This is a genomic window from Janthinobacterium sp. FW305-129 (assembly GCF_020858115.1).
Classification (GTDB): domain Bacteria; phylum Pseudomonadota; class Gammaproteobacteria; order Burkholderiales; family Burkholderiaceae_D; genus Janthinobacterium.
This window is the reverse complement of record NZ_JACYMM010000012.1, coordinates 243,774-252,138: the sequence shown is the minus strand read 5'-3', so window position 1 is coordinate 252,138 and position 8,365 is coordinate 243,774. Positions and strand designations below refer to the sequence as shown.

At 57.7% G+C, this 8,365-nt stretch carries 6 protein-coding genes and 1 pseudogene; 1 reads left to right on the top strand and 6 read right to left on the bottom strand.

The window, feature by feature from the left end; translation table 11 throughout:
• From IGS61_RS23625 to IGS61_RS23615, 3 genes and pseudogenes are all read right to left on the bottom strand, one after another.
• Positions 1–758: pseudogene (locus tag IGS61_RS23625) on the bottom strand (virulence factor); the annotation flags it as partial.
• A complete protein-coding gene (locus IGS61_RS23620) occupies positions 746–2,971 on the bottom strand; it encodes a T6SS effector phospholipase Tle3 domain-containing protein (RefSeq protein ID WP_230541834.1) in 2,226 nt (741 codons plus the stop codon). The gene IGS61_RS23620 and the pseudogene IGS61_RS23625, both read right to left, overlap by 13 nt.
• Before the next feature lie 79 nt (positions 2,972–3,050).
• Positions 3,051–5,804: a type VI secretion system Vgr family protein gene (locus IGS61_RS23615; protein WP_230541833.1), complete on the bottom strand. Its 2,754-nt coding sequence runs from the start codon at positions 5,802–5,804 to the stop codon at positions 3,051–3,053.
• Between the two features lie 397 nt (positions 5,805–6,201).
• On the opposite strand from IGS61_RS23615, the gene IGS61_RS23610 reads away from it, so the two are divergent.
• A complete protein-coding gene (locus IGS61_RS23610; protein WP_230541832.1) occupies positions 6,202–6,594 on the top strand; it encodes a GFA family protein in 393 nt (130 codons plus the stop codon).
• 105 nt (positions 6,595–6,699) lie between these two features.
• Here the strand turns inward: IGS61_RS23610 and IGS61_RS23605 are convergent, their stop codons facing one another.
• The 3 genes from IGS61_RS23605 to IGS61_RS23595 all read right to left on the bottom strand — a co-directional run bounded on the left by IGS61_RS23605 (position 6,700) and on the right by IGS61_RS23595 (position 8,202).
• Positions 6,700–7,077 (bottom strand): cytochrome c, encoded by a 378-nt coding sequence (locus tag IGS61_RS23605; protein ID WP_230541852.1) that lies wholly within the window; start codon positions 7,075–7,077, stop codon positions 6,700–6,702.
• 257 nt (positions 7,078–7,334) lie between these two features.
• Positions 7,335–7,946 carry a hypothetical protein gene (locus tag IGS61_RS23600; protein ID WP_230541831.1) on the bottom strand — a complete coding sequence of 204 codons (612 nt, stop codon included), beginning with the start codon at positions 7,944–7,946 and terminating at the stop codon, positions 7,335–7,337.
• Positions 7,933–8,202, bottom strand: a complete 270-nt coding sequence (locus IGS61_RS23595) for a hypothetical protein (RefSeq protein WP_230541830.1) — start codon at positions 8,200–8,202, stop codon at positions 7,933–7,935. The genes IGS61_RS23600 and IGS61_RS23595 overlap by 14 nt, the downstream gene beginning before the upstream one ends.
• Positions 8,203–8,365 lie beyond the last annotated feature (163 nt).

The window sequence follows — 8,365 nt, the reverse complement described above, 5'->3', positions numbered from 1 at the left end:
CCCATCGTGACGTGCACATCGGGAGGCGTGCTGCGCGACCATGCTTTGGGAAAGTTGGGGTTGCCGATATCGAACGCACGTCTAATTGTTTTTCGAGTGAAATCCGCCGCGGTTACCGGATCGAGGCGACCTTGGGGAAGCGCATATTGCACGTGAATGCCGGCAAGTTCACGCCACGTCGTCTTGTCCTTGAGCGAATGGGCGTTGTAAAAATAGCGCGAGCTTGAAAAATAGATGTCGCGAAACTTATACATCAATTCTTCCACGTATTTTTTGTGATATCCCTCGAACGACTCTCTGCCCTCATTTCCATCCGCCACGATACCGATTGCCTGCAGCGTGGAGTACTTCTTGGGCTTGGTTCTGACCTGGTCGTCATTTTCGTTCGGCCTGGCCAGACCCAAGGTCCACAACAACTGCCACTCCGTCGGATAATCGCGACGTTGCAGCGGGTTGAGCCACTGTACGCCGACCACCTGGGCGACGAATGGGGCGGCCGGGTCCTGCATCGGCGTTGCTGTGACCGGTGCCGAGCGGGAGCTGGGCGCGGTCGCGCAAGCAGTTAATGCGCCGAATATCGCTATCGCGGCCAAAGTAGGAAAGCCTAAAAAACGCATAATCAATTCTCCATCTGTCAAGGATTGCGCAGCGGCGGCGTTTGCATGCCGCGTCAGCCAGAGCATGCTGGCGACGGCCAGGAAAAAGCCAAGTACACTCCAGCCAAGTCTTCTAGGCCAAGTGGCGGTCAGTTTGCCCATTGCCGCTCCTCTGGCTGCTGACGGGCGGCACTTTGGCGCTCGTCGAAAATCTTGCCAGGCATGCTACCTTCCCCGTCTGGGGTTGTAGTTGCCCAATCATACACAGACTTTTCCATAAATAAGCCCGACTGGAAATACTCATCGAATACTCTGTTAGGGTCATCATCCTCCAGTCCTTTCAAAAATCGCCAATCCGCCGCTTTCCTCGCTGTCCTCAAGGCTGCCGGCGAAATGTTGCAGCAGCCTATCGCTACGTCATAGGTCAGCGCGTTTCGAGCATGCATGCTATTTGTCATGATGGTTGAGTGATCCGTTGCGTGGCTATCCACTGTGGCTGCCAGCAGCGTCTTGATTTGTTTGCCGCGCCATTTCGCGTAGTTGTCATCGGCACTTTCTGGCTCGTCCTCCATCTTGACCTTGTCCCCGTTTTTATACAGCTTTTCTCGTTTGGCCTGCATGCGCAGATAAGCGTGATGCTCATAGCGCAGCGATGCTTCGCTGCCGTTGTCACCCAGCGCGGCATCGGTCAGCTCGGTTTGCGGTCCCTGGCTACCGCCTTTCGGAATCGGGTTATCGTGGCCGTACGGATCACCATTCTCGCGCGCACGTTGATGGTCGCGTGACTGACCCTGCGCGTCAAAGCCTTGGTCGAACTTCAGGCTGCTGGCGCCGAAACGCTTGGACTGTGGATGGAAAGGCGCGGGCAGCGCTGGCGCCTCCAGCGGCAGTACCCAATTGTCCGGGGGCAGGGCGTTGATGGGCACTTTCTTTACGCCGAGCACTATCTTAAAAATCGGCCAGGTAACGACGGACATGATCGAACCGATCACGCTCGAATTTGTGGGCAGGCCTTTGCTCAGCGAATACTCGGCCGGTGGCGACTCTGGAAACCAGAAGCTCTTGTTTCCTTTCTTCGGTTTGCGCCAGTGATTGTCCCAGCTGTCATATTTTTTCACGCCCGGCGTGCCCACCTCGAATCCCTGCGCAAACACGCGTTGGGTGAACACACCGAAACCACCGGTAGCGTCGATCTCTTCTGCGTTCATGCCACGCCAGCCGATCCCCTGGACAGAAGTCGATGAAATGACTTGATCATGCGGGTTGGAATACAGCGTCACGCGGCCGTACGTTGCGTCCATGTATCCGTGGCGCTTGCGGTCCGTGGCGATATCGAAGTCATGGGCGCAATTGGACATACGCGCATCGACTGCCGCATCACTTTGTTTGCGCGATCTTTGTCCACGAATGATTTCAAAGAACGCTTTCATTGTCTCGACCCGGGCTTTGTAGGTCTGGCGTCCGGTACGGCCCTGGCGGTCCTTCATGTCGCCCTGGGTCATATGCTCCGAAAAATTGCTGTCCACCAAGCTGTAGGGTGGGTTGCATAGCACGTACGAGTCCGCCACACAGTTAAGCTGCCCGGAGATTCGGTCGCCGAGAAAGGCGGCGGCGATGCCGACCATATTTCCTTGGCTATGGCAGACGATGGTGATCGGCACATCCGCCTGCTGCTTACGTAACGATTCCACGAGCTTCGCAAGGCGTAACGCGGCCAGCACGTAATATGGCCGCGGCGGGCAACTATAGACTTGTCGGTCATTGGTAGGGTTCATGTGCTGGATGTGGAGCCACAAAAACAGATGGTCCGACAGGCCTTGTCCCCACAGGTCGGGCAGCGAGGTACAGCCATTGGCGAACGGGCCGCCGCCCCAATAATCGTTCTCGTTCAGATAAATGCTGTCGCCATACGCCTGCAGCTCGTCGCTGCTGGCCTTGTAGCCCCACCGGAAGCGGATTACAGGAGAAAAGGCGTCGGCATCAGACATGAACGATTTCGGATTCATGTCGGGATTGATAAACCCGTCATTGCTAAGCTCCGGGAGATACGTCGTGGGCGACAGCTGTCCCGCTTCTGGGCCCTTGTGAGTCAGATCTTGATCGCGGCGGCGCAGCCGCTCGTTCAGCCCGGCGCAAAGACCCTCTTCGGCTTCGCCATACCATTCGCCGTCGGAATTGACGCCGTGGACAAAGATTACCAATCCGGGCAACGGCAACTGGGCGATCATGTCCATATTACCTTTGTTAAAAAGACATACCCCGCTCTTGGATGCCAGCAGGGTGTTTCCTTCCTTCAGCTCCTCCAGAACTGCGTCGCCCTGGACATCCGCAATCGACGATCCGCCAGGCTGTGGGGCTGGTTTGCTATAACTCATAATGCATCCTCAACTTGCTCGATTACGATAGATAAATGTTTCGCATGGCGGCAGCATTGTGCGATGGCCGTGGCGCCCATCATTTACGCGGCGCAAAGAAATATGCCTTGATTTGTTGCAACCGGCCGGAGGTGATCGGACTAACCTTGCCATCGCCGCCACTTGTGCCCGAAATCGGGCCGTCGCCTGGTAGCTCGGCATGGAACAGCATGCCTTCGACCGGTTTGCCATCGGTGGGGCTTAGCAGCCGTGGAGTGCGGCCCAGATCGGCTTCGCCGAAGCTGGGCAGCTCCGCCGGCGAACTGGCCGGACCGTTCCAGTGGTGGCCATTTGTCTTGACGGTCAGCGCGCCTGGCCCGCCCAGCTCCACCGTTCCGCCCGCCAGCTTGAGATAGGCGCCGCCACCTGTCATTAGCGTGACTTCGTCGTGCGCCATGATGACCACACGCGTTCCAGCAGTGGCCTTGATATCCTTGGCCGCGTCCAGCAGCATTTCATCGTGCTGGCTTTGCATCTTGAATTTGCCGTAATGGGCGATCTGGACGATTCCATCCTGGTGCGCGAACAGCGAGATACCCTTGCCGGCGTTCAGGTTGAAGCGCTGCCCGGCGGTCAGCTGCATGTGTTGCTGCGCCACCGTGTCGACGTTCACGCCGGCGTAGCTGACGATCGTCTTCGGCGTGCTCACCGCGATTCCTGCCGGGGCCGTGATGCTGACGGTCGGTTCGCCTTGAACCCCGCCCGGTGACACATTGCTACCGCCCGCCGCGCCGGCCACTGCCTCCTTGAGCGTGGTGGCCGGCTCGTCGTCGAGTGCCAGCGCCTGGTGCTCGGCTGCGAATTGGCCAAGCGATTTGAACAGATCCAGGCAGTCTTGCATCAACGCGACATGCTCTTCGTTGCTGAGCTGATTGCCGGCGGCGTCCAGGCGCTTCCAGGCCGAAATCAGCAGTGCTTTGGCGGTGCGGATGCTGCCGCCCTCATCGCTGCGCAGTTCGAAACCCTCGCCGCGCGGTGCGGCTTTGCCCTGCTTGCGTGGCTCAGTCAGATACCCTAAGTTAAGTTGCGCGGCGGCGTGGTCGCTGGAGAGCTGTGCGCTGATCTGGCCGGGCGTGTCGTCCAGCCGAAGCTGGTTGGCGCGCTGGCCGCCGATCTCGCGACTGACGATGCCCGACAGGTAGCGGTCGCCTGGAAGGCTGCTGACATGGCTAAAGCTTGGTGGCGGCGTGGTGCCGCCATGCACCGCACCGGTGATGACGGGCTTGTCCGGATCGCCACCCAAAAAATCGACCAGGCAGGAGGTGCCCACGCGTGGCAAGCTGTTGGCGCCCCATCGTGCGCCGGCCCAGGAAGTGGCTACGCGCACCCACGCCGAATCGTTCGGCGTAACTTCGTCGTTCGCCGCGCGCCCTCCAGCTAGTTCATCAGGACGGACTCCAGGAAAGCGAACCATCACGCGGCCCAGCTCGTCGCAATGGACTTCCTCGCCCTGGGGACCGATCACCATCACATTCAACGGTGCGACAGCGGGCAAGTCCCGCCGCGGATCGTACGATGGCACAATCGGCACGCCACGCCTGACGCAGCGGAAGTAATTGGAGTAGCGCGCCCCGCGCTCGGCATTGGCGTCGGCCAGTGCGCTGGCGTGGCTGACGCTCCCTTGCGCCCAGCGGTTCAGTGCAAAAAGGCGCTGTACGCGCTCACCGACCGTCTTGGGCAGGTTGTTCTCAGCCTCTACGCGCAGTTCGGTAATGATGAATTCGCGCTCGTCTGCCGCATGCGCGTCGATGCCGGCGTGCCCGGTTACACCAATCCACTGACCGATGCACAGGTCGCGCACACTGCTTTCGCCTTCAAAACATTTGGCGTCATATTCATGACGCTGCATGCGCAGCAGGCCCAAGTCGCCATAGTCCTCATCGTTGTCGCCGGCGTGGGGCGCTTCGATCAGGGAGTCTTCCAGCCCCAAGGCGAATTTCGCGCCCATCGGGCCCTGTTCGACCCCGCCTGGTGTCGCGAAGCGGGATGCGCGCGCGGTCTTGTAGTCCCAGCTCTGCCGGCTCACGCTGCCTGGCACGAGTTGTCGCAAAGCCTGCCAAGCGGTGATGGTGTCGCGCGCCTCGGTGCCGTCGTCGCGATGGAAACGCACGCTTCCAGCCGCGTTTTGCGCCAGGCTATTGGCGTCATCGAACAGAACCAAGGTATGCGACGGCGTCTCGTCGCTGCCGCCCGCGCTTGCGCGGCCCGCCTGGAAAAACCACGCCAAGCCGCGCCGGCGCCAGAGGCGGCGTAAGAACGCAGCATCCGATTCGTTGTGCTGCATGGTGAATTCGCGCTGCGGGTAGCTCGTCTTCAGGTTTGACAGGTCGTGGTCGAAGGCGCGTGCCAACACAGGATTGTTCTGACGCCAGTGGTCGAGAATCTTGCCTGTAATCTCAATTTCGTTTTTGTTACGGAAAATCCGGCTATGACAGCCCTTGTCCATGATGGACAGGGCGTCGCGCACGATTAGCTGATACGTGGCCAGGCCGCCATCGGCCTCGCCAGCAATCACCGAGTCGACGATCCCGCAGACCGAGCGCAACTCGCCTTTGTCTGTGACGAATTGCAATTCGGCGGGCATGGCTATGAATTGCTTGGTGGGCAAGTCGGCCTGGGATGCTACGCATAGCAGTTCATATTGCAGGCCTCCGCACAGGGTCTCGACGCCGCTAACCTGTTTGACCAGCAGCAGGTCGTCAGCGACGCCCTTATCGTGTGAGAGGCGCAGGCGGATAGGGCGATTCGCTTCCGTCAGGCCGGACACGGCGGTCAATACATCGTTCAGATTCATGGTGAGCTTTCAAATTAGGTGCCCATTTCGCAAGAAAAATTTCCATGTGGCTTGCTAACGTAACGGCAAGGCTGCGCCTCGTCACATCTGAGGCCAGTGTGATTGCGGCAGAACAAAGGTTTCGAGGTGGAAAGTCGAGCACGTCGGACGCTGGCGGACTGCACATCCCTGGAGGGATAGCGGTACCTTTTCGAATTTCTTGTGGTGTTCGGTATATTTGTTTGCTGTACAAATTGTACGCAAGTTACCAGTGGATAATCCCTCCAATAGTCACACTTTCGCGCGATGTATAGTTGGATGCTGCAGAGGGGGGCTCTGAAAGACTCCTTTATGCGCGCATTGTTTTTTTTGAAATACTGTGTAAAAATACAGTATCAACGTTCAAAAAGGACACCTCATGATCAAAGGCAGTTGCTGCTGTGGCGCAGTAAAATTTGAATTGGCCTCACCCCCAGGCATGATGGGCATGTGCCACTGTTCCCGCTGCCGGAAGGCGGGAGCGAGTGCCCTGGTCTTCGTGGATAAAAATTCATTTACCTTGCTGGAGGGGCGAGAATGTATTCAGCGCTATGAGCCAGAGCCTCCCTTTAAGTATGCAAGAACTTTTTGCAAACACTGCGGGACTTCCTTGGGGGAAGTTGGCTCGGAGAATGATTCATTTCCCATCGCCGTTAACTGCCTGGATGATGACCCCGAGGTAAGAATGCAATTTCATGTTTATGTTGGCTCCAAGCCGGCATGGTATGAAATTTGTGATGGTGCAAAACAGTTTCAAGAAAATCCAACATAATAAAAAAAGCCAGTCATTTGACTGGCTTTTTTATCGCGCTCTTGAGATTCCGAGCAAGAGTCCGCGCAAAAATGACAGGCTCAGTTTCTTGATGTCCTGCCTACATCATCGACTCTTTAAAATCACCCCACTCATATATTGATTCAAGTCGCGAAAATCCTGAACTTTCCAGGCATGCGGCGGTATCTTCACGCCATTTTCTCGCAAAGTTTTTGGAATCAAGTCGCCATTGGGGCGGAGTATGACTGATGACACAATAACGCCAGGATAATCCTTCAGTCGTTTTTTGAAAGCGGATGTCGTCAGGTCAGGCGTTGGGGGATTGCTCTTATTTGCCAATGCTCCTGTCCCTTTGATATCAGCTCCGTGGCACACGGCACATCTCTGTACATAAAGATTTTTTCCGTTGATATTATCCGCGAAGGATAATGGTGTTTGCATCAGCGACAGAATTCCCAGCGAAGCGGCGAATAATATTTTCATTTTCATGTGGTCTTGTTGTATCGGTCAGATATGCATCGAGGGCAGGGCCCGGATTTTATTTGTCGGGGATTTGTCTCGGCTACTCATTCCATCATTATATCTGCCGGGATTCTCTGCCGGGTGCCGCAGCGTATCGGGCGCAGCCACGGCGGGAATTCTTTTGCATGGATAATGTACGCAGATATTTGCTGGCAACGATGACTGGACGGCGCCTGCCCGCCACAACTTCCCCAACCGCGACCGCGGGCGTACCCTGCTTATTGGTAAATGAGCAGGTATTTCGCGGGAATGTCGAGCGGGTGGAGCCTGCCCGCCAGAGCCAGGTCAATCAGCAGGGCGAGCACCAGGCCGGCGCCCGCCGGAATGCCGATGGCGAGCCTGCGCACCATGGGCGGGCGCGCCTGGACTTGCCAGTAGGCGGCACAGCCCAGGTGGGCAAACAGGGCGAACACCGCGAGGAAGTAGTACGGCGCAAAGAACCATGCATATGGCATCAGGACAAAACCGGCTGCCGCATAGTAAAAATTGGTGTCGAGCCTGAGCGCGGCGCGGCCGAACAGGACGGCACCCACATGAAACAGCAGGAACAGGGCCAGGTAGATGCCCGAACCGGCTTGTAGCCACGCTACGAATCCGTCGCGTTTCTTCCAGCTCCTTAGCGCCATCCATGTTCCGCTGCCACATTGAAACAGCACGCACGCCAGCAGCACCGGCTCGAGCACGGCATGTCGATACAGGGGCCGGATCGCCTCCATGAAGGCGATGTGCGCATGGGGGCCGGCAACGGCCGCCAGGTGATTGCCAAGATGCAACAATATAAAGACCGCCAGGACACAGGCCGACAGGCGGTGAAATTTACGAATTGACATAGGTATTCATGGGTGAGTTCGATGTTTCCTGTGTTGCGCATGGCGCCATGCTGAGCGCCATCGCTTCTTCAGGTGCGGCACCAGTCGCTGGCCGAAGCTGTGCCAGGAATATCGGGCCGTCGTGCCCGCTCCAATTTTTCATGGCCTGGTGGATAGTGCGCGGCTTGAACTGCTGCGCATTGCCGGGAAACGGCAGGGCGGGCGAGCTTGGCAAGTCGGCGATCCCGCGCGCGACGGGCATGGCAGCGGTGTTCATGAAACTCCTTCGGTGTGCATGCGATGAAGGCAGTATCGCTTGCTACCTGATGCAGGTCTTGAACGTTTGCGACACGCTACAATGCTTTCATGACACCAACTGACTCCATCTGCCCCATGCGTGGCGCAGGCCTCTCTCTGCCCACGATTGCCCCCACAAGACG

What these genes read in the sequence shown, in the direction of transcription:
- IGS61_RS23620 (WP_230541834.1), bottom strand. Translation starts at nt 2,971, where the DNA reads ATGAGTTATAGCAAACCAGCCCCACAGCCTGGCGGATCGTCGATTGCG.
- IGS61_RS23610 (WP_230541832.1), top strand. Translation starts at nt 6,202, where the DNA reads ATGATCAAAGGCAGTTGCTGCTGTGGCGCAGTAAAATTTGAATTGGCC.
- IGS61_RS23605 (WP_230541852.1), bottom strand. Translation starts at nt 7,077, where the DNA reads ATGAAAATATTATTCGCCGCTTCGCTGGGAATTCTGTCGCTGATGCAA.
- IGS61_RS23615 (WP_230541833.1), bottom strand. Translation starts at nt 5,804, where the DNA reads ATGAATCTGAACGATGTATTGACCGCCGTGTCCGGCCTGACGGAAGCG.
- IGS61_RS23595 (WP_230541830.1), bottom strand. Translation starts at nt 8,202, where the DNA reads ATGAACACCGCTGCCATGCCCGTCGCGCGCGGGATCGCCGACTTGCCA.
- IGS61_RS23600 (WP_230541831.1), bottom strand. Translation starts at nt 7,946, where the DNA reads ATGTCAATTCGTAAATTTCACCGCCTGTCGGCCTGTGTCCTGGCGGTC.